Source organism: Clostridium gallinarum, from assembly GCF_014836325.1.
GTDB lineage: Bacteria > Bacillota > Clostridia > Clostridiales > Clostridiaceae > Clostridium > Clostridium gallinarum.
In genome coordinates this window covers 70,296-92,712 of record NZ_JACSQZ010000004.1, presented here as the reverse complement: position 1 = coordinate 92,712, position 22,417 = coordinate 70,296, and the positions used below count along the sequence as shown (strand labels likewise).

Here is a 22,417-nt window from a genome sequence, read left to right as displayed (position 1 = left end):
TATAGGGGTTCTAATTAAAAAACTATTTCTTTAATTCTGTTAAGCAGTTTTTACAGATGTTTTTACCTTTGTAGTTAACAACATCTCTAGCATCTCCGCAGAATATGCAAGCTGGTTCATATTTCTTTAAAATTATTTGTTCTCCATCGACATAAATTTCTAAAGCATCTTTTTCAGCTATATCTAATGTTCTTCTTAATTCTATTGGAATAACTATTCTTCCAAGTTCATCTACTCTTCTTACAACTCCAGTTGATTTCATAAAATACTTCCTCCTTAAAAACAAGTTTCGACATCACGCAAAGTTAATATTACTAAAAATGTAATTAAAAGTCAATAATAAAAGAAAAATTTTTTCAAAAAATACAAATTTATTAATAAAACTAATTTATAAATACAATATACTACCATAAATTAGAAAAGTCAATACTATTAAAATAAATTTTAAAAAAATAGCAAAAAATGTAGAATGGCTTGTCTACTAATTTATAGACCTATTAAATTAGTAAATATAAATATAATATTAAAAAAAAATGAATAAAATAAGCAAAAAATGTAAAAAATATAAGAGTACATTTTAATAAAAGAGATAGAAATAACTTGTAATAAGTTTATATAAACTATATAATTAAAATATAATGAAAACGTAGAGGTGAATATAATGGTAAAGAAGATAGATACTAATTATATAACAGAAATTGCAGAAGAGATGGCAAATAGTACTATGGTTGGTTATGATGATTTACCCAAATATGATCTTTTTTTATCTCAAGTTATAGATTTCTTAAATGATAAATTTATTGAAGATAAATATACTAATAATATAGTTCAAAATTATATTAAAAGTGAAGTTATTAGTAAGCCAGAAGATGGGAAAAAGAGAGGTTATACTAAAATACATTTAGTTCAATTAGTTTTATTAAGTTATATGAGACCTGTACTTACTACAGAAGAAATAAAAAAAGTTTTTAGTTTGGCTTTTAATGAGATTAATGATAGATCAGACGATATTATCTCCTGGGAAAAAGCTTATAAAATATTTTCAGAAACACAAAGTGAAAGCTTTAAAGATTTTTTAAGTAAACCTGCAGTTAATGAAGAAAAGTTAGATAGTATAATATCGGAATTAAAATTAAATGAAAAAGATGAAAATAGTATTAGAACATTTGTAATTGTAATGTCTTTAATAGCACAGGCAAGTGCAATTAAGAAATTGGTTCAAAAGATTGTTAATGAGTATCACTCAGAATAAATTAAAAAAATCCCTATAGATACGTATATAATAATAGGGGTGATTTTAATGAATGAGTTAGTAGATTTAATATCTAATATAGGATTTCCAATAGCTATTTCTTTATATCTATTGATTAGAATAGAGGGTAAGCTTGAAAATCTTACTAATAGTATAAATAACTTATCTCAAACAATTAACACAATTAAATAAAGAATTTTAAGAAGCAATTATACTTTGTTAAAAATATAGTTGCTTCTAATTTTTTTCCTTATGCTAAGTTGGTAATTAGATATTTTTAGGATTATAATATATTTAAAATATAAAGATAGGAAGAGCTTTAATGAAAGATAAAATTATTATTAAGGAATCTGTTAGAGGAATTATTGAGTATATTTTAAAAGCCGGTAGTATAGATGATAGATATATGGGAGCAACTAGAGCTTTAGATGGTACAATTGCTCATCAAAAATTGCAGGCTAGTAATGAAAGCTTATATAGTAATTATCAAAAAGAGGTTAGGCTTCAAGAAGAGTTTGAAATAGATAATGTTATTTTAGTTGTAGACGGAAGAGCAGATGGAATAATAATTGAAAATAATGAGGTCTATATTGAAGAAATTAAATCAACTATGAAAGCTTTAATATTAATAGATGAAGATTACAATGAATTACATTGGGCTCAAGCAAAATTTTATGCATATATATATGGAGTTCAAAATAAAATTGAAAAAATTAATATTAAGTTAAGTTATTTTAATATAGAAACGGAAGAAGTTAAAAGCTTTGATAAGTCCTTTAATATAGAAGAATTAAAAGATTTTGTGTTTAGTATTATAAATGAATATAAAAAATGGATAATATTAAAATCGAATTTAATTAAAAGAAGAAATGAAAGTATAGATAATTTGGAATTTCCATTTCAAAGCTATAGAAAAGGGCAAAGAGAATTAGCTGTAACGTGTTTTAATACAATAAAAGAAAAATCTGTATTATTTGCTCAAGCACCAACTGGTATAGGAAAAACTATATCTACTATTTTTCCTGCTATTAAATCCTTAGGGCAAAATAGAGGAGAAAGAATAGTGTATTTAACGGCTAAAACAATAACTAGGACAGTTGCAGAAGAGGGAGTAAATAAATTAAAAGATAAAGGACTCAAATGTAGAAGTATAACTCTTACAGCAAAAGAAAAGATATGTTTTAAGGATAAATCAAGTTGTAATCCTGAAAACTGTGAGTACGCATTAAATTATTATGATAAAGTAAATGATGTGATTTTTAGAATGATAAGTGAAGAGGAAAGTTTCACTAGGGATAAAATAGAAGAATATGCTAGAAGAGAAAAGCTATGTCCCTTTGAATTATCCTTAGATTTAAGCTTATGGTGTGATTTAATAATTTGTGATTATAATTATGCTTTTGATCCAAGAGCAAGACTTAAAAGATTTTTTGAGGAAGATGTTGATAAAAACATTTTACTTGTGGATGAAGGACATAACCTTGTGGATAGAGCTAGAAGTATGTTTAGTGCACAAATAAATAAGGAAAAAGTTTTAAATGTAATTAAAATTATAAAAGGGAAGGCACCTAATCTATATAAAGCACTAAATTCTATAAATAAATATTTAATAGAGGTTAGAAAAGAAGTTCAGGAAACTGAAAATAAAAGTATATATAAGAAGGAAGAGTATAAAGAAATATATAAATTGATTAGAATTTTCCTGAAAGAATGTGATGAATATTTAGTAAAGTCAACTAATACACAAGGATATGATGAAGTTAGAGAGCTTTATTTTGAGTTAAGAGCTTTTGTATCTATAGCTGAATTATATTCAAAAGAGTATGTAACTTTAGTGGAAATAGATAAAAATGATGTTAAAGTAAAGCTTTTTTGTGTAAATCCATCTAAGAATTTAGCAAGGATTATTCAGGGAAGCTATTCTACTATAATATTTTCAGCTACATTAACTCCAATTAATTATTATATAGATTTACTTGGTGGTGATGATAAAAGCTATAGAATGAAGTTACCATCACCATTTAAGAAGGAAAATTTAAAGGTTTATGGATATCCATTAAATATGAGATTTAAGCAAAGAGAAAATAATATAGATAATCTATGTAATCTAATATTTAAGTTTAAGAAAGAGGAAGAAGGCAATTATATGGTATTCCTACCTTCCTATCAGTATTTGAATAAAATATATTCAAGATATGTAGAACTATTTGGAGAAGAAAATACTATATGTCAAGCAGAGATATTGGCTGAAGTAGATAGAGAAAAGTTTTTAAATAATTTTAAGGAAACAACTAAAATATTAGCCTTTTGTGTAATTGGAGGAGTTTTTTCAGAAGGAATTGATTTACCTGGTAAGAGGTTGATAGGTAGTATAATAGTTGGAGTTGGATTTCCTAAAATATCTAATGAGGGAGATATAATTAAGGACTATTATCAAGAGAAGGGCTTTGATTATGCATATATATACCCTGGTGTAAATAAAGTTATGCAAGCTGTAGGAAGAGTAATAAGAACGGAAAATGATAAGGGAAGAGTTTTACTTATAGATGATAGGTACTATACATTAAAGTATAGGAGTTTATTTCCAAAAGAGTGGGATTTAATAAGATGGGGAGATGTTTTATGAAGGTAACAGATTTAAGTCATACTATAAATACTAATATGAGCACATATACAAAGGACGAAAGATTAGAGGTTTATGATTTAGCATCTATAGAAAAGGATGGCTATAATGAAAAACTTTTAAAAATATGTACACATGCAGGAACACATATAGATGCGCCTAGCCATATGATTAATAAAGGAAAAACAATTGATGAATTTGAAGTAGGAGATTTTATAGGAATTGCAACTATAATAGATGTTTCTAGCTTAAATAGAATAAATATAGAAAATTTGATTTCCTATAGAGATAAGATTAATAATTGTGACTTTGTAATATTAAAAACAAATTGGGATAAATACTGGGGAACAGATAGATATTTACAAGGATTTCCTAGTTTGAGTGAAGAGGCTGCAAAATGGCTATGTAGCTTTAATATAAGGGGAATAGGAATAGATACTATATCTATAGATACATTTGATAGCATAGATTTTGAAGTTCATAATGTAATTTTATCAAGAGGTAAAATTATAATAGAGAACTTAACTAATTTAAATTCTATAAATGAAGATGAATTTACTTTAGTAGCTACACCATTAAAGATTGAAACTGGAGATGCATCTCCAGTTAGAGCTATTGCAATAACCAATTAACATACAATTTTAGTAAGTAGAAAGTTAGATATCCTTAATGAGGCTGTTACAAAGACACCCCCATTAAGGATAAATAAATATTAATATAATTTATTTTTTAAAACTCCTGAGGGAGTTTTTATTTTAAACTCTTAATTTTCCATTGGTATATAGATCTATTTTATAAATAATTTATAGTTAGCGGTAAATTCTTCATTAATAGATAATTTTTCAATACCTTCTTTATCCTTTAAATCACCATTAAAATTTTTATAATCTGAATGTCCATACCATGGTTCTATACATACAAATGGAGCACCGGTAGGCTTGGTCCATATAGCTAAGTAAGGAAATCCTGTATAATCCATTGTTAGTTCTTTGTTATTTTTATAATTTTTTAATGTAATAGAATTAGATCTTAAATCACTAAAAACTATTGCATCATCTTTAAATAAATCTAAATTTAAATTTATTTTATTCTCATTATTAAAGAAATTCTTAGTTTCGCCAGTAAAATAACCGGTATTTGAATCGAGTTCCATAATATCTGCACGTTCTTTTTCATTAAACTGTAAGTAATAATCCTCAAATTTTTCTCCATCTAATAATGGGCACATAAAGGCTGGATGTCCACCTATAGAGAAATAAATTTCTTTATTATCAAGATTTTTAACATTATAGTTAACACTAACTCCATTTTCTAATAAAGTATATGTAAGTTTTAATGAAAATTTATAAGGATATATTTTTAAAGTATCTTCTGACCATAAAAGTTCAAAAGTTATATGATTATTATCTTTTTCTATTACATTAAATTCTCTAGTTCTAGCAAGACCATGTTGAGGTAATTCATATTCATTATTTTCTGCTTTATACTTATTATTTAAAACTTTACCTACAATAGGAAATAAGATAGGAGAATGGTATTTCCAATAAGTTTCATCTCCACTCCATAGGAATTCAATATTATCATTTTTTGTAATTAAATTATTAAGTTCACCACCAAAAGTACTTGTTGAAATTTTTATATTTTCATTTTCTAATATATAATTCATAAAACACCTCTCAAATTCTATAAAGATACTATAAAAATTATACTATAGTAAAGTGCTTTTAAAAAGAAAAGGGTTAAAATACTTATATATTTATAAATAATATAGTATTATATATAAAAGTAATACAATAATATAAACAATTTAATGGGGTGATTTAATGAAGAAAGAAAATGAATCTAAAAAATCATTTTTAGATTCTGTTATATATTTTATTGTAAAAATAAATAATGATGATATATTTGCTTTAGGAGCTCAACTTGCCTATTATTTAATGTTATCTTTTTTCCCATTTCTAATATTTTTAATGACTATAGTAGGTTTTAGTAGATTAAATTCTGCGGATATATTAGATGGATTAAGAACTATTTTACCTAATAATGTTTTTAGTTTAATAGATACTATAGTAGTTGAAGTAGTAGATACTCAAAATGCTGGTTTATTAGGGGCCTCTATTATACTTACAATTTGGTCTGCTTCTTCTGGGTTTAGAGCTGTAATTAAGGGGTTAAATAAAGCTTATGATGTAAAAGATTCTAGATCATTTATAAAAAGGTCATTTGTAGCAATTATCTTTACTTTAGGGCTTACCATAATTATTGTATTAACATTAGCAATGTTAGTATTTGGAGAATTAATAGGAGAATACATATTATCTATATTTCCTTTTGATATAGATATTTCAACAATATGGAATTTAAGTAGATACCTAATAGTAGTCTTTATGATGATATGGATATTTGCTTGTATGTATAGATATACTCCTGCTAAAAAAGTACCGTGGAGAGAGGTATATATAGGTGCAATAGTTAGCACACTAGGATGGATAATAGTTTCTTTAGGATTTTCATATTATATAAACAATATTGCTAACTATTCTAGGTTATACGGAAGCGTAGGGGCAGTATTTGTATTGATGACATGGCTCTATATTACATCCATTATATTAATAATAGGTGCTGAATTTAACTCTATAATTAATAGAAGTAAAAAATAATATAAAAGGTTTTGTATTATAAGATTCTTAAGAGAATTAAAAGTACAAAGCCTTTTTTTAGCTCTCATGAATAGAAAAGTGGTAAGTGGTTAGAATTAAAGAAGAAATATTCAGGAGGTGTAAAAAATGAATAAAATTGTATTACTAGGAAAATTAATAAGAGACCCTGAACTTAGAACCTTGGAAGAGGGAGATAAAGTATTTACAAGATTTATTATTGCTGTAGATAGAAACTTCAAGGCTCAAGATGGAACAAGAAAATCAGATTTAATTCCAGTTACTCTTTGGGGAAGGAAAGCAGAATTAGTATGCCAGTATCTAAGAAAGGGAAGCTATATAAGCTTAAGTGGAAGATTAAGAACTGGAAGTTATGAAGATAAAGATGGTAATAAAAAATATATTGCAGAAGTTGTAGCTGAAGATTTTAAATTTGTAGGAAATAGAAGAGATGATAGAGAAAACAATGTTGAAGATTTAGCCAATAATTAAGCCTTAAATATAAATTAAAATAAATAGAGTAAAGGAGCTGTATTTAACGAAAGTTAATACAGCTCCTTACTAAATTATATAGTTCCTTTACTTAAAACAGTTGCTTTGCTTTCCTCTTTTTGTATTCCTTCTATTATCTTAACAGAAGAAGTAATATCACCAATAAGGATACCACCAACTAACTTATTATTTTGGAAGAATAGTTTTGAATATTTATTATTTGCATTATCCACATATCCTATTTTTTCTAATGTAGGATCATCAAAGTTTATAGTTCCAGCAGAGAATACTTGTGTATTCATTGCTTGGAATACTGTAGATGAAACAAATTTTTCAAACTTAATCTTATCTCCAGTTGCATTAGCTCCAGCAACTTTTCCCATTTCTATAGCAGCAGGCCAATTTCCATAATAAACGCCATCATATTCAGCTATATCACCACAAGCATAAATATTGTGTATATTTGTTTCCATACGATCATTAACAACTACGCCTCTTTCACATCTAATACCAGCAGGTTGTGCTAAGAAGATATTAGATCTTACACCTACTGAGAATATAATTGCATCAGCATTTATTACTTTACCACTCTTTAAGTTAACGGATTTAACTCCATTTTCATCAGCGTTTATAAATTCTACAGCTTCTCCTAAAAGAACTTTAACAGGAGTTTGGTTTACTAAGTTTTCAAATAGCTTAGAACCATCACTGTCTAATTGACGAGGAAGCATTCTTTCAGCTAATTCAATTACATTAACATTTATGCCACGTTTTTGAACTTCCCAAGCAGCTTCTAGACCTAATAATCCACCACCAATTATAACTACATCCTTAGCATTAGGTAATTCTTCCTTAAGCTTATTAACATCGCAAAGCTTTTTAATAGTATGAATTCCCTTTATAGTATTGTAAGTCCAAGAATTTATTTCTACTTCTGAATCATTTAATTTAACCTTAGTAGGTGGAACAAAGTTGTAGCTACCATTAGCTAATATTAGTTTATCATAGCGAATACCTTGTTTATTATCTAATTTGACTATTTTATTTTCTCTATCAATAGTATCAACATTAGAGCCAAGTATTTCTATAATATTATTTTCCTTATACCAATTAGCTCTTGCAAGATAGAATGAATCATCAATATCTTCACTAATTAAATCAGATAATTGAGTTCTTACGTATGAGTGTACTGATTCATTAGAAATTAATTTGATTATTGCACTTTCATTTCTTTCTTTTATAGCCTTAGCTGCATAGAAGCCAGCAGCACCATTACCTATAATTACATAAGTTTCTTCTTTATCTATTTTGTAAGTTGTAATTTCTCTTTTTACTTCAATAAATTGATCACTTCCAGCTCCACATACAGGACATATTTCAGGAACTTCTTCTGCTTCAAATATTTCTCCACAAATTACACATTTCCAAAGTTTTAATCCGCCACCTGTAGATTTTGCTTCTTCTTTTTCTTTAGTAACAGTTTGAGCTGGAAGCTCTTTATTACCAAGAAGAATTGAACCAAATTCAAATCCAAAATCAAAAGCTTCTTTTAGCTCATCATCAGATGGCTTAAAGTTAATTTTTAAGCTTGGATATAATCTCATATTTAATTCTTTCAATCTAGTTTCCATTCTAGGAATAGCTTCTCCACTCCAACCATAAGATCCAAATGCAGCAGCTAATTTTCCACCATGAACAATAGGATTTAATTTAGAAAGAACGTCACGTATTGGTTCAAGTAATTCTGCAACTATTGTAGGAGAACCACATAAGAATCCATCTGATTCAGTAATACTATTAACTATTTCACCTAATTCGTGGTCAATAACATTAAATAATCTAACTTCTATATTTCCTGAAGCTTCTATACCTTCAGCAATTTTTTTAGCTAAAGATGCTGTATAGCCGTAAGCCGAAACATAAGGTATAGTTACAACTTTCTTAGCATCAGAAGATGGTATTGATGGAGTACTCCAAGCTCTATAATGTTCAACTATTTCCATAGGATTTTCAACTAACACCGGACCATGTCCTGGAAGTATCATGTCGATTTTTAAATTTTCTATCTTTTTTATTGCTTTTAATACATAAGGTTTATATGGTCCAAAAATACAATCAAAATAATACTTTAAAGCTTCCATATAATTATCTTTATTTTCAACGTTACTGTTTAAAACAGCTTCAGATGAATAGTGAGATCCAAAGGAGTCACAAGTTATTAAAACTTCATCTTCAGGAATATAAGTGTAAATTGAATCAGGCCAATGTAAAAATGGTGCTGAAATAAATTGTAGCGTTTTATTTCCTAATGATAAAGTATCTCCATCTCCAACAGTAATAGATTCGAAATCTCTATTAGCTATTTTTTTCATAAATTTTATAGCAGGAGCAGATCCAACAACTTTAGCATTTGGTGAAATTTCTAACAACCTAGCTACTGATCCAGCATGATCTGGTTCTGTATGATCTACAACAATATAGTCAATTTTACTTATATCTACATTTAAATCTTCAAGTTTTTCAAGATATTGATCAAAAAATTCTACTTTAACTGTTTCAAAAACAGCTGTTTTTTCATTTCCTTTAACAACGTAAGAGTTATAGCTAGTTCCGTAAGGAGTATACATGATTATGTCAAAAACTCTTAAATCTGGATCTAAAGCTCCTACCCAATGAATATCCTTTTTTATTTCTAGGGATTTCAAAATGAACACCTACTTTCGAATAAATATTAATTAATAACTATTATTATATGTCTAATTATTAACAATATCAATATAAAATTAAAATATTTAACAATAAAATTTATTCAAAATAAATTTTAAATATGAGTTATTTAATTGATAATGTTAAATATAAGTAATATATCAAAATAATACAAAATAGTATAATTTATATTAAAAAATATATTAGATTATATACAAGAAAACGATGAATTTTATAATAAGTGGAATAAATGTGAAATTAAATTTTGATTATTATATATAGATTAAATAAAAAACATTAAATTATACATCAATAGGTGAATTTTGTTGAATTGTAAAGAATTATTTTTGTTTAGTAGCAAACAAGGTTTGACATTGTTTTAATAAAATTTGTGATATTGTAATATTATGTTAATGATTATCTGATAAATAAAAGGGAGGAGAAAAGATGCATATTGTTGAAAGCTTAGATAGTAATGTGAAAACTGACAACAAAGAAAGTAAGTATTCTTTTAGAATGTTTAAAGAAAGTTTCTTTAGTGGACAAGCATTTGGGATAGAAGTAGAGAGGCAGGATTTAATAGAAGGAAATATAATAAAAATAGAAAGAGATTCTATTAGTAAGATATCCAATAATGAAGAAAAGGTTAGGGATTTACTAAAACTATTATTTAATTATAAAGTATCACCTATACACCTTGTTGATATATTAGGGGACTATGTTGATAGCTATGTTTCAGATTTTAATATATAAATTATAGAAAATAAAATCATAGATGTCGTATAATTAAAAGATAAAAATAAGTTGTTAATTTTTTTATATAGCTGTTGTTATTATGGCTCGAGAGGTGATTTTATGATTATTGGAATAGGAACAGATATAATTGAAATAGATAGAATAGAAAATGCTATTAATAAAAATAATAATTTTCTAAAAAAATTATTTACAGTTAATGAAATAGATATGTTTAAAAGTAGAAATATGAGAGTTGAGGTTATAGCTGGAAACTTTGCTGCAAAAGAAGCTATAAGTAAGGCTTTGGGGACAGGCTTTAGAGGGTTTTCACTAACCGATATTGAAGTGTTAAGAGATGAACTTGGAAAACCTATAGTTTTCTTGAGTGAAGATATAGAAAAAATAATTAAAGTAGAATATAGATTTAATATTTCTATATCACATAATAAAACATCTGCAATAGCATTTGCTATATTGGAGGAAATTTAATGGAAGTTATGTCAATAAATAGTTGTAGAGAAATAGATAGATACACTATTAAAGAAATAGGAATTCCAAGTCTTATATTAATGGAAAATGCAGCAAAAGAAGTAGTAGATAAGATTATTAACATTAGAAACAACTTTGTAGTATTTTGTGGGTGTGGAAATAATGGTGGAGATGGGTTAGTAATTGCAAGAAAATTAATTCTTGAGAATAAAAAAGTATCAGTAATAATTGTAAGTGAAGATGATAAATATAGTGAAGAATTTTTAGTAAATCTTAATATATTAAAAAAGATTACTAATGAAATTATATATATAAAGTCCATAGAGGATATTTATAATTTAGGGAGTTTTATACAAAGTTATGATATTGCAATAGATTGTATATTTGGTATTGGGTTAAATAGGGTTTTAGGAGAGTTTTATATAAAGTTAATAAATTTTATAAATGAAAGTTTTAAATTTATAGTTAGTGTTGATGTGCCATCTGGGTTAAATGCTAATGATGGAAGTATAATGGGAGCTTCTATTAAAGCTAATATTACCTACACTTTTGAAACAATAAAAAGAGGTTTCATTGAATATGAAGCTTTAGAATATTTAGGTAAAATAGAGGTATTAAAAATAGGAATACCTAATTTTGTAAAAGAGAAGAATTCTGATAGAATATATATATTAGGTAAAGAAGATTATAAGAAAATGCTAAAAAAGAGAAAGATATATGGACATAAGGGTTCTTATGGAAAGGTATTAGTTTTAGCAGGAAGCAAAGGCTATAGTGGGGCAGCTTATATATGTTCAGAATCTTGTGTCAGATCTGGAGCAGGATTAACTACTTTAGCTACTACAAAATATGTACAAGACAAGCTAAGTAGTAAGTTGGTTGAGGTTATGACAATTAATATTGAAGAAGGTGATAATTTAGAGGAGTTAATAAAAAAATCAAATGTATTTGCTATAGGGCCAGGTATTGATAATGAAGAATTATACAAAGATATTTTTATAAAGTTAGTTAAATATGAAGAAAAGAAATTTGTAGTTGATGCTGGAGCCTTTAAATTAGTAAAAGAAAATAAAGAAATATTAGACAAGTTAAAGGGAAGAGCTATATTTACTCCACATCCTGGGGAAATGGCAAGACTTATGGGAGAGAGTATAGATTATATTGAAAATAATAGAATTGAGGTAGCAAAAAAATTTGCTAAAGAAAATAATATTGTAGTTTTATTAAAGGGATATAAGACTATAATTACAAATGGGGATGATGTTTACATAAATTGTACTGGTAATAGCAAAATGGCTTCTGGGGGGATGGGAGATTGCTTAACTGGAATTATAGCTGCATTATTAGCACAAGGGCATTCGTTAATAGAGTCTGCTTTGCTTGGTGCATATGCTCATGGATTAGCTGGTGAGCTAGCATCTGAAGATAAATATTCAATTATAGCATCAGAAGTTATGGAAAATATATCGAAAGCATTGAATTATATATGAATAAATTTTAATTAGCTTTAATATTAGTAATAATAAGTATCAACGTTCAAGGGGGATAAAATGAAAAAAAAATTATTACTAATAACTTTAATATCTATACCGATAATATTAATTGGGATAGTTATTTTCTTTAGGACAACAGCTGAACCAACTAATGAAGAAATAATTGAATCTTTAAAAAACATAGAGAATTATAAATCGGAAGTAGAATTTATAATTAAAAACTCCAGGGATGAAGAAAGACAAGATGCAATTCAATATTATAAGGCTAATTTAGCTGGAAGGATTGATTTTGGAGAAGAAAGAACAAAAATTTATAAAGATGATCAAATATTAGTTAAGGACTATATTTCAAATAAGGAATACACTATGTTAAATAGCATGGATGATTTGTATTCTTTAAGTTTCTTAAATAAATTATTATCTTATCCTATAAATAATGATGGAATAATAGAAGGACAAGAAGAATGGGGAGAAACAGAGTATATTTCATTTACTAGTGAATTATTTTTAAAAAATGATACTTTAGATAAAGTAAAGATATTTATAGACAAAAATCAAAAGACTCCTATAGGGGCTATAGTCTATGATAAAAATAATAATGATCGAGTTAGAATAGTATATAGAAATTTTGAGAAATTAAAAGAATTAGATGAGGAATTATTTAAATAAAGAATTAAAATTAAACCAGTTCAATATTTGACTTTTAAATTAGTACAAGTTAAGAAGTTAAAGAAAGTGGAGTACATAAGTATGAGAAAGAATTTTACAAATCAAAGATAAAATCATCAAAATAATTTAAATTGTAAGAATATAAAAATTTGTTGAAAAAATTAAACATAAGTTTTGACAAAGGGACATAATTTGCAATATAATCTATTTATATACATAGATCCTTTACTATCTGGAGGCAAATTATGTCTAAAAAAGTTGTTAATTTCCGATTTATGAAAAATTCAATAAAAATCAAAAAAAGTAGTCAATTTATTGGGTATTCTTTAATAGAATATAATGAAGATCAATTGAATATGGATGTTTTTGAAATGATGAGAGATGGCTACAAAGAAATGGCGAAAATTAATTTGGAGCTTTCACAACTTCCTTTCGAGTGCGAAAATGCGAATATTGATGAATATGAGAACTGGCTTTGCGGAGTGTGATATTTCTAATGACGACTATGGTAGTAAAAAGAGGGGATATTTTTTATGCTGATTTAAGCCCTGTTATAGGATCTGAACAAGGTGGAATTAGACCAGTCATAATAATTCAAAATGACATAGGAAATAAATATAGTCCAACAGTTATTGTTGCAGCTATAACATCACAAATTAATAAAGCTAAGTTACCAACACATGTTGAAATTTCTTCAGAAGAATATGGCTTAAATAGAGATTCAGTTGTTTTATTAGAGCAACTAAGAACTTTAGATAAGAAAAGATTGAAGGAAAAGATAGGTCATATGACTGATAATGATATGAGAAAGGTAAATAAAGCATTATTAATAAGTTTAAATTTAGCATAAAATATTAATCAAAAAAATTATTTAAAAGAGAATTGAGTACCTTAAATACTTAAGAAACCCTATATGGGTTTCTTTTATTATAAAAGTTTTTAACGCAAAATGATATACTATTTAAATATTGTATATCACATATGCTTTAAAATAACCTAATTTTAGTGTGAAATAACACTATTAGTATATACAAATTAAATATGTTGTGCTAAAATAATTTTATAAAGACAAGGCACAATATATTTACAGGTAAATCAAATCTTAGGAGGATGAAAGATGATAAAAAATGTTGAAGAATTAAAAGCATTAGCAAAAACTGTTCGTAAGGATATAGTTTCTATGCTAACAGAATCTCGTTCAGGGCATCCAGGTGGATCGTTATCAGCTACTGATATTTTAACTACATTATATTTTGGGGAAATGAATATAGACCCAAAAAATCCTAAGGACGATAACAGAGATAGATTTGTCCTATCAAAGGGACATGCTGCACCTGTTTTATATAGCGTGTTAGCTAGAAGAGGATTTTTCCCAGTTGAAGAATTAAATACTTTAAGAAAAATTGGAACTAGATTACAAGGACACCCAAGTATGAAATGTTTACCAGGAGTTGATATGTCTACTGGATCTTTAGGTCAAGGTATATCAGCATCTGTAGGAATGGCTTTAGCTGGAAAATTAGATAAGAAGGATTATAGAGTATATACTCTTCTAGGAGATGGAGAATTAGAAGAAGTTCAAGTATGGGAAGCAGCTATGGCAGCAGCTCATTATAAGCTAGATAATTTAACTGCTTTTGTAGATTTTAATGGTTTGCAAATAGATGGAGACATAACAAAGGTTATGAACCCTTCTCCAATTGATAAAAAATTTGAAGCATTTGGATGGAATGTTTTAATTATAGATGGACACGATATAACAGCAATTCAAGATGCAATAGAAAAAGCAAAGAACTTTAAAGGACAACCAACAGTTATAGTTTGTAATACAGTAAAAGGTAAAGGGGTTTCTTTCATGGAAAATGAGGCTTCATGGCATGGAACAGCACCAAGTAAGGAACAATGTGAACAAGCTTTAGCAGAAATTGGAGGTAACAATTAATGAGTAAGAAGATTGCAACAAGAGAAGCTTATGGAAAAGCATTAGTAGAGTTAGCTAATGTAAATGAAAATATAGTAGTTTTAGATGCTGACCTATCAAAATCAACAAAAACTGCAGATTTTAAGGCTGTTTGCGAAGAAAGATTCTTCAACATGGGAATAGCAGAAGGAAATATGATGGGAGTTGCTGCTGGTTTATCTACTTGTGGAAAAATTCCATATGTAAGTACATTTGCTATGTTTGCAGCTGGAAGAGCTTTCGAACAAATTAGAAACTCTATTTGTTATCCCAAATTAAATGTAAAAGTATGTGCAACTCATGCGGGATTAACAGTAGGGGAAGATGGAGCATCTCACCAAGCTATAGAAGATTTAGCTTTAATGAGAAGTATTCCAAACATGACTGTAATATGCCCTTCAGACGCAGTTGAAACTAGAGCTGCTATAAAGGCTATTGCTGAATATGATGGACCTTGTTATGTTAGATTAGGAAGAGCTGCTGTTAATATTGTAAATGATGAAGATACTTATGAGTTTAAAATAGGTAAAGGTGTAACTTTAGCAGAAGGAAATGACGTAACAATAGTAGCTACTGGAATAATGGTAGATGTTGCTTTAGAAGCTAAAGAAATGCTTAAAAACGAAGGAATTAATGCAAGAGTAATAAATATTCATACATTAAAACCAATAGATAGAGAAATATTAATTACAGCAGCAAAGGAAACTGGTGCTATAGTAACAGTTGAAGAACACAATGTAATAGGTGGACTTGGATCTGCTGTATCAGAAGTATTAACCGAAGAAATGCCAGTACCAGTATTAAAGGTTGGAGTTCAAGATGTATTTGGAGAAAGTGGATTACCAGATCAACTTTTAGAAGCATATGGATTAACAGCTGCGAATGTAGTTGAAAAAGTTAAGAAAGCAATTGCTTTAAAAAAATAATTTGTTAACTATAATAATTAAAATAAATCACAAAACTATTTTAAAATAGCTATATTTACCATTTTTAGTGAGTTTAAGATAAGCTCATTTAGGTTAGGGACTGCATTTAAAGCAGTCCCTTTATGGTTTTAAGAGATAACTTTTTCAATTTAATAATGATATAAATGGTGTGGATTATTACTTGCAACATATATATAATATTTATGTAGAATTATAAAAAGTTGTGGGGAAAATATAATAACTGTGGATAGAATTAGATGTAATGTGGAAAAATAATAAAAATTCTCTATGAAAGGAGATTTATATGAAGGAAAAAGTAAAAGAGTATCTTTTAATAATAACAGGTGTATTTTTAGTTGCTATATCGCTAGAATATTTTTTTATACCTAATGATATAGCTGCAGGGGGACTAACAGGTTTAGCAATAGTAATAAATCATTATATACCTTCAATTTCTACAGGGCCATTAGTTTTTATTATGGATTTATTTCTATTTGTAATTGGATTTATTTTTCTAGGAAAAAATTTTGGTGTTAAGACTATAATTTCTAGTTTTAGCTTAGCGGGAATAATGACAATTATAGAAAAGTTTTTTAATCCACAAGCTTTAACTAATGATTTAATGCTTGCAGCTATATTTGGAACTTTAATAACAGCTATAGGAATGGCAATAGTTTTTAATGCCAATGCATCTACTGGAGGTACAGATACTATAGCCAAAATATTAAATAAGTTTTTAAATATAGATATAGGAAAGTCTTTATTAGCTGTTGATTTTATAGTAACCTTATTAGGTGCACTAACTTTTGGTATAAATGTAGGATTATATGGGTTATTATCTGTAATAATTAATGGAATAGCTATAGATAAATTTATAGAAGGATTCAAGGTTTGTAAGGAAGTAACTATTATAAGCACAAAAAATGATGAAATAGCAAAATTTATTATGGATGAATTAGAGAGAGGATGTACTTTTTTAAAGGGCGTTGGAGGTTTTACAGGAAAAGATACCTTTGTGTTATATGCTGTTGTAGGAAGAAATGAGTTTATTAAATTAAAGCAGTTTATAGGAAAGGTTGATCCAAAAGCGTTTATAACAGTAGGAGAAGTACATGAAGTAATGGGTGAAGGATTTGAAAATATTAAATAACTTTTAAGATGGGATTATATAGACAGAAGGAGAATACAAAAGAAATGAAAAAATTAAAAGAATATTTTTTAGCTACAGTAGGAGTAGCAATAGGATCATTTGCATTAGAATACTTTTTCTTTCCCCTTGATATAGCTGCAGGTGGAGTTTCAGGGTTAGCTTTAGCTATAAATCAAATAATTGATATTAATCCAAGTATATTAGTTTTTATATTTAATGCTATATTATTTGCATTGGCATTTTTCTTAATTGGTAGTTCATTTGGAGCTAAAAGTATTTATTCTACAGTAATGATGTCTGTAATAATGTGGATTTTTGAAACTTTCTTTGAGCCAAGAGCAATAACAGATAATATGGTTTTAGCATGTATATTTGGATCAGCTGTATTGGCTTTTGGAACTGCAATTACATTTTATCAAGGTGCTTCAACTGGTGGAACTAGCATAATAGCTAAAATTATAAATAAATATCTTCATATTCCAATAGGTCAAGGATTACTATTAGCCGATTGTACAGTAACTTTACTTGCAATATATTCTTTTGGAATTGAAAAAGGATTGTTTGGTCTTTTAAGTGCTATTTTAATAGGAAGTTTAGTAGATAAATTTATTGCTGGAATAAATCCAGTTAAGCAAGTATTTATAATAACAAATAAGGAAAAATTAGTAGTAGATTTTATAAATAATGATATAAATAGAGGATGCACAATATTAACTGGAAAAGGTGGATATACAAAAGAAAACATGACCGTTATATATACAGTTTTAACTTCAAAACAATTTATTACGCTAAAACAGTTTATCCAAGTTAATAATCCAGATGCATTTTTAACAGTAAGTGAATCTACAGAGGCAGTAGGTAAAGGGTTTACAGATTATTAAGATTTAATGAAATTTAATAAAAAATGAAGAAAATTGTATATTTATAAAGTTGAAAAGTGTAAAAAAAGTTTTTCCTTGTGCTTTGTTATGCTATAATAACGCTATAGGTTTAAAATACGCTAATGTGCGAGGTGTTTAGAGAATGATAGAATTTAAAAATGTATCTAAGCTATACGACAATAATGTTAAGGCTTTATCAGATGTTAATATAAGTATAGAATCAGGAGAATTCGTGTTTTTAGTTGGTCCTTCTGGAGCAGGGAAATCAACTTTTATAAAAATGCTAATTAAAGAAGTAGACCCAACTGTTGGAGAAATAGTAGTAGCAGGTAAGAAGCTTTCAACTGTTACAAGAAGACAAATACCTTATTATAGAAGAAAGATAGGAATGGTTTTCCAAGATTTTAGACTTATTCCTACTTTAAATGTATATGAAAATGTTGCTTTTGCTATGAGAGTAGTTGAAGCTTCACCTAAAGAAATTAGAAAAAGAGTTCCTATGGTACTTTCATTAGTAGGACTTTCTCATAAGTATAAGATGTTCCCAAGTGAATTATCTGGTGGTGAGCAACAAAGAGTTGCTTTAGCAAGAGCTATTGTAAATAATCCATCAGTATTAATTTGTGATGAGCCAACAGGAAATCTAGATCCTGAAACTGCAAAAGAAATAATGGAGCTTTTAGAGGATATTAATAGAGCTGGAACTACTATTCTAATGGCTACTCATGCAAAGGAAATAGTTGATAACATGAAAAAAAGAGTTATTGCTATAGAAAAGGGTTATGTAGCAAGAGATACAGCAAGGGGGACGTACGAAAATGAAAATTAATACAATAAAGTATTTCTTTATAGATGCTTTTAAAAGTTTAAAAAGAAACAGAACATTAAGTTTAGCAGCTATGATTACTGTTTTAATTACATTCTTTATTTTTGGTACTTTCATCCTACTTGGATTAAATTTTAATAAAGCTATAGAAGATGTTGCTTCAAAGTTAGAAGTTAAAGTTTATTTAGATGAAGACATTAAGTTAATTGATCAAAGAGAAATAGAAATTAAACTTAATGAACAAGAAGGGGTTAAAGAAGTTGTCTATGAATCTAGAGAAGAAGCATTTTTGAATTTAAAGGAAATGCTAAAGGACAATCAAGGATTATTAGAAGGTTATGATTTAAAGGACAATCCATTACCAAGCTCATTTATTGTAAAATTAAAAGATCCAGAAGCAGCACAACAAGTTACTGATTCTGTAAAAGGAATGACTGGAGTAGAAGATATTTCAAATCAACAAGATATGATTGATACTATAAGTTCCTTTGTAGATGGTGTTAGAGTAGCTGGATTAGTATTATTTGTTGTATTTGTAGGAGTATCTGTATTCTTAATAACCAATACAACCAAAATAACAGTATATTCTCGTAGAAGAGAAGTTGGAATAATGAAGTTTGTAGGTGCTACAGATTGGTTTATTAGATGGCCATTTATAATTGAAGGAATGATAATAGGATTTGTGGGATCTTTAGTAGCTAGCATTATACTATTCTTTTTATACAGATATGCATATGGCTACATAGTATCTAATATGTTCTTAGTTTCTTTAGTTTCGCCAAGTTTTGTTTTAGGAAGTTTAACTTGGGTATTCTTACTAGGTGGAATAATAGTAGGTGCTTTAGGTAGTGCAGTTGCATTAAGAAAATTCTTAGATGTATAAAGCTATTAATAAAAAGAAAGAATAAACTATATAATTTAAGTGGAGATTAATCTCCACTTAAAATATTATTAAGACAAATATATAATTAATAGGTTTTTATGAAAGGAAGTATTAGAGTATGGAGGAGAATAACAACAAAAAAGGTAAGAAAGCTTATAAGAAATCTCTAGTTATAATAGGAATAGTTATAATTTTCTTAATTTCAAATCTTACATTTTTCTATTTAGGAAACACTGTTGCATTCAGTGGAGTTAGCTTAAGAAGCATTAGTGATGATGTAGCTAAAGATGTTAGTGAAGTAAAGGATGTAAAGAAGTATGAATTATTATTTCAGGTAAGAGATGCATTACTAACAAAATATGATGGAGAAATAGATGATAATGAACTTTTAGAGTCAGCAATAAAAGGAATGACACAATCTTTAAAGGATCCATATACAGTATTTATGAATTCTGATGAATACAAATCTTTTACTGAACAAAGCGAAGGACATTTTGTAGGTATAGGAGCTCAGTTAGGAATTAAGGATGATAAGGTTACTGTAGTAGCACCAATAGAAGGTTCTCCAGCTGAAAAAGCAGGATTAAAAGCTGGTGATGTAATTTTAAAGGTTGATGGAAAAGAACTAGAAGAAGTTAATGTTGAAAAAACTGTAGCAATGATAAAAGGTGAGCAAGGAAAACCAGTAACTTTAACTGTTTCAAGACAAGGCTCAGATTATATTGATATAACAATAGTTAGAGATGTTGTTAAGATAATATCTGTAAAAGGAGAATTAATAGACAACAATATAGGATATATACAAATAGCTTCTTTTGATGAAGATGTAGCTAAGGACTTTAAGGAAAAGATAGTTGAACTTAAAAACCAAGGTATGGAGGGAATGATATTAGATTTAAGAGGAAATCCAGGAGGATTTCTAAATGAAGCTGTAAAAGTTGCTTCTGAATTTATTCCAAAGGGAAAAGTTATAACATATACTATAGATAAATATGATAATAAGCAAGAATCTAAGTCTATAGGTGGAGATGCTGAAGGTATGCCATTAGTTATATTAATTGATGGAGGAAGTGCATCAGCTTCAGAAGTAGTTACTGGAGCTTTAAGAGATTATGAAGTTGGAACTACTATTGGAACAACTAGTTTTGGAAAAGGTGTTGTACAACAATTAATAGAATTTAAAGATGGTAATGGTGGATTAAAAGTCACTACATCAAAATACTATACACCAAATGGAGAAAATATTCATAAGGTAGGAATAAAACCGGATATAGAGGTGGAAATTCCTGAAGAGTTAGCGCAAAAGGAATATGACAGAAGTATAGATCCTCAATTTAATAAGGGATTGGAAGTCATAAAAGAAAAGATAAAATAGGAGGCTCATGGATGGAATTAATATTATACACATTAAGAACTGTATCTTACGCAATAGTTGAGCCTATGCATCTATTTATGCTAGTAATATTAGGAGTAATGTTTTATTTAAAAAATAAAAAAATATCTATTATGCAAAGAGTAACTATTGGGGAAACTATAAACTCCCCTTTAGAACTTACTTTATCACAAATAGCTTTAGGTATTATAGCAGGTGCTATAATTAGTTTAATATTAAGCTATTTAGGAATAATTTTTAATGAAAATTCAGGAATAGAAATTATGTTTATGATTTCTGTTTTCTTACTTTTCATAAAGAAAAGATATATATGTTTTTCTTATTCAGGTGCTATATTAGGGGCAATTAGTATTTTATTTAGCATTTTAGCAACATATACTAATATGGATACATACATAAACATAAATATATTAGCTCTTATGACCTTTATTGGAATAATGCATATTGCAGAAGGGTTTTTAGTTTTATTTGATGGAAGTAGAGGTGCAATTCCGGTATTTTCAAATAAGAATAATAAAATAATTGGTGGATTTGCTTATAATAGATATTGGGCATTGCCAGTAGCTATATTTATAGCTATGTCTGGGAATATATCTACAGTAGGAACCTCTACTATAGCAAAACCTGATTGGTGGCCTATAATTAATAAATCTGAAACTTTATCAATCTTAAGTGCAGCTATAATTGCTTCTATACCTTTATATGGAGTATTAGCATATAACTCTGTTTCATTTACTAAAGATAAGATAAAAAAACCTATATATTCAGGTGTTGGTATTATAATATATGGAGTATTATTAACAATGATAGCCCAATTAGCTAGATTTGGAATAGTTGGACAAATTGTTGTGGTTATTTTTGCTCCTTTAGGACATGAAATTATGATAAGAATACAAAACAAAATAGAAAATAAAGGTGATTATCTTTATGTAACAGATGATAGTGGAGTATGTGTTTTAGAGGTAGCACCTAGTTCTCCTGCATATGAATCAGGAGTTAGAAGAGGAGACAAAATTTTAGAGGTTAATAGAAATAAAGTAATTTCTGAAGTTGAAATTTTTCAAGCAGTAAGAGAAAGTTTTAGCGAAATTCCTTTTAGAATAAAAAAGATTTCCGGGGAAATAGTCGATTTGAGTATAATGCCAAAGAATAAGAGAATTGGAATGTTGTTAGTTCCAAGAATGGTAAAGGCTGAAGATGCAATAAGTGTCGAAAATGAAAATTTTAAAGAAATATTAGAAGAAATGAAAAGAAAGCGATAGGCTTTCTTTTTATTTTTATC

General features: G+C 27.7%; 23 protein-coding genes. 20 read left to right on the top strand and 3 right to left on the bottom strand.

What is annotated here, in order from left to right:
* Positions 1-22: 22 nt before the first annotated feature.
* A complete protein-coding gene (locus tag H9660_RS01960) occupies positions 23-262 on the bottom strand; it encodes an AbrB/MazE/SpoVT family DNA-binding domain-containing protein (protein WP_008676225.1) in 240 nt (79 codons plus the stop codon).
* A gap of 399 nt (positions 263-661) precedes the next feature.
* On the opposite strand from H9660_RS01960, the gene H9660_RS01955 reads away from it, so the two are divergent.
* The 4 genes from H9660_RS01955 to H9660_RS01940 all read left to right on the top strand — a co-directional run bounded on the left by H9660_RS01955 (position 662) and on the right by H9660_RS01940 (position 4,507).
* Positions 662-1,252, top strand: coding sequence for a DUF1836 domain-containing protein (locus H9660_RS01955; protein WP_191748004.1), 591 nt, complete (start codon positions 662-664; stop codon positions 1,250-1,252).
* A gap of 48 nt (positions 1,253-1,300) precedes the next feature.
* A complete protein-coding gene (locus H9660_RS01950; RefSeq protein WP_191748002.1) occupies positions 1,301-1,444 on the top strand; it encodes a YvrJ family protein in 144 nt (47 codons plus the stop codon).
* A gap of 130 nt (positions 1,445-1,574) precedes the next feature.
* Positions 1,575-3,878 (top strand): ATP-dependent DNA helicase, encoded by a 2,304-nt coding sequence (locus tag H9660_RS01945; RefSeq protein WP_191748000.1) that lies wholly within the window; start codon positions 1,575-1,577, stop codon positions 3,876-3,878.
* Entirely contained in the window at positions 3,875-4,507 is a 633-nt protein-coding gene (locus tag H9660_RS01940) for a cyclase family protein (RefSeq protein WP_191747999.1), read from the top strand. Before H9660_RS01945 ends, H9660_RS01940 begins: the two co-directional genes overlap by 4 nt.
* Positions 4,508-4,662: 155 nt before the next feature.
* Here H9660_RS01940 and H9660_RS01935 read toward each other — a convergent pair whose 3' ends face one another.
* Positions 4,663-5,541 (bottom strand): aldose 1-epimerase family protein, encoded by an 879-nt coding sequence (locus H9660_RS01935; RefSeq protein ID WP_191747997.1) that lies wholly within the window; start codon positions 5,539-5,541, stop codon positions 4,663-4,665.
* Between the two features lie 157 nt (positions 5,542-5,698).
* On the opposite strand from H9660_RS01935, the gene H9660_RS01930 reads away from it, so the two are divergent.
* Together H9660_RS01930 and H9660_RS01925 are read left to right on the top strand one after the other, a co-directional pair.
* Positions 5,699-6,535, top strand: coding sequence for a YihY/virulence factor BrkB family protein (locus H9660_RS01930; protein WP_191747995.1), 837 nt, complete (start codon positions 5,699-5,701; stop codon positions 6,533-6,535).
* Between the two features lie 126 nt (positions 6,536-6,661).
* Positions 6,662-7,024 carry a single-stranded DNA-binding protein gene (locus H9660_RS01925; protein ID WP_191747993.1) on the top strand — a complete coding sequence of 121 codons (363 nt, stop codon included), beginning with the start codon at positions 6,662-6,664 and terminating at the stop codon, positions 7,022-7,024.
* A gap of 74 nt (positions 7,025-7,098) precedes the next feature.
* Here the strand turns inward: H9660_RS01925 and H9660_RS01920 are convergent, their stop codons facing one another.
* Positions 7,099-9,729 carry an FAD-dependent oxidoreductase gene (locus H9660_RS01920; protein WP_191747991.1) on the bottom strand — a complete coding sequence of 877 codons (2,631 nt, stop codon included), beginning with the start codon at positions 9,727-9,729 and terminating at the stop codon, positions 7,099-7,101.
* Between the two features lie 448 nt (positions 9,730-10,177).
* Here H9660_RS01920 and H9660_RS01915 point away from each other — a divergent pair, with 448 nt between their 5' ends.
* The 14 genes from H9660_RS01915 (at position 10,178) to H9660_RS01850 (ending at position 22,397) form a co-directional block, all read left to right on the top strand.
* Positions 10,178-10,483 (top strand): DUF6514 family protein, encoded by a 306-nt coding sequence (locus H9660_RS01915; RefSeq protein ID WP_191747989.1) that lies wholly within the window; start codon positions 10,178-10,180, stop codon positions 10,481-10,483.
* Positions 10,484-10,585: 102 nt separating this feature from the next.
* Positions 10,586-10,954, top strand: coding sequence for a holo-ACP synthase (gene acpS, locus H9660_RS01910; RefSeq protein ID WP_191747987.1), 369 nt, complete (start codon positions 10,586-10,588; stop codon positions 10,952-10,954).
* Entirely contained in the window at positions 10,954-12,444 is a 1,491-nt protein-coding gene (locus tag H9660_RS01905) for an NAD(P)H-hydrate dehydratase (protein ID WP_191747985.1), read from the top strand. Before acpS ends, H9660_RS01905 begins: the two co-directional genes overlap by 1 nt.
* A gap of 60 nt (positions 12,445-12,504) precedes the next feature.
* Positions 12,505-13,116 (top strand): germination lipoprotein GerS-related protein, encoded by a 612-nt coding sequence (locus H9660_RS01900; RefSeq protein WP_191747983.1) that lies wholly within the window; start codon positions 12,505-12,507, stop codon positions 13,114-13,116.
* Between the two features lie 245 nt (positions 13,117-13,361).
* The gene (locus tag H9660_RS01895) at positions 13,362-13,604 is read left to right on the top strand and encodes a hypothetical protein (protein ID WP_191747981.1); all 243 of its coding nucleotides are present in this window, start codon (positions 13,362-13,364) and stop codon (positions 13,602-13,604) included.
* Positions 13,605-13,612: 8 nt separating this feature from the next.
* Entirely contained in the window at positions 13,613-13,966 is a 354-nt protein-coding gene (locus H9660_RS01890) for a type II toxin-antitoxin system PemK/MazF family toxin (protein ID WP_279289562.1), read from the top strand.
* Positions 13,967-14,233: 267 nt separating this feature from the next.
* Positions 14,234-15,058 (top strand): transketolase, encoded by an 825-nt coding sequence (locus tag H9660_RS01885; protein WP_191747977.1) that lies wholly within the window; start codon positions 14,234-14,236, stop codon positions 15,056-15,058.
* Positions 15,058-16,002, top strand: coding sequence for a transketolase family protein (locus tag H9660_RS01880; protein ID WP_191747975.1), 945 nt, complete (start codon positions 15,058-15,060; stop codon positions 16,000-16,002). The genes H9660_RS01885 and H9660_RS01880 overlap by 1 nt, the downstream gene beginning before the upstream one ends.
* Positions 16,003-16,306: 304 nt before the next feature.
* Positions 16,307-17,152, top strand: a complete 846-nt coding sequence (locus H9660_RS01875; protein ID WP_191747973.1) for a YitT family protein — start codon at positions 16,307-16,309, stop codon at positions 17,150-17,152.
* A 44-nt stretch (positions 17,153-17,196) separates the two neighbouring features.
* Positions 17,197-18,033, top strand: a complete 837-nt coding sequence (locus H9660_RS01870) for a YitT family protein (RefSeq protein WP_191747971.1) — start codon at positions 17,197-17,199, stop codon at positions 18,031-18,033.
* A 142-nt stretch (positions 18,034-18,175) separates the two neighbouring features.
* Complete coding sequence (gene ftsE, locus H9660_RS01865) at positions 18,176-18,862, top strand: cell division ATP-binding protein FtsE (protein WP_191747969.1); 687 nt, start codon at positions 18,176-18,178, stop codon at positions 18,860-18,862.
* Complete coding sequence (gene ftsX, locus H9660_RS01860) at positions 18,852-19,742, top strand: permease-like cell division protein FtsX (protein WP_191747967.1); 891 nt, start codon at positions 18,852-18,854, stop codon at positions 19,740-19,742. Before ftsE ends, ftsX begins: the two co-directional genes overlap by 11 nt.
* Positions 19,743-19,860: 118 nt before the next feature.
* The gene (locus H9660_RS01855; protein ID WP_191747965.1) at positions 19,861-21,117 is read left to right on the top strand and encodes a S41 family peptidase; all 1,257 of its coding nucleotides are present in this window, start codon (positions 19,861-19,863) and stop codon (positions 21,115-21,117) included.
* An 11-nt stretch (positions 21,118-21,128) separates the two neighbouring features.
* Positions 21,129-22,397, top strand: coding sequence for a PDZ domain-containing protein (locus H9660_RS01850; RefSeq protein WP_191747963.1), 1,269 nt, complete (start codon positions 21,129-21,131; stop codon positions 22,395-22,397).
* Positions 22,398-22,417 lie beyond the last annotated feature (20 nt).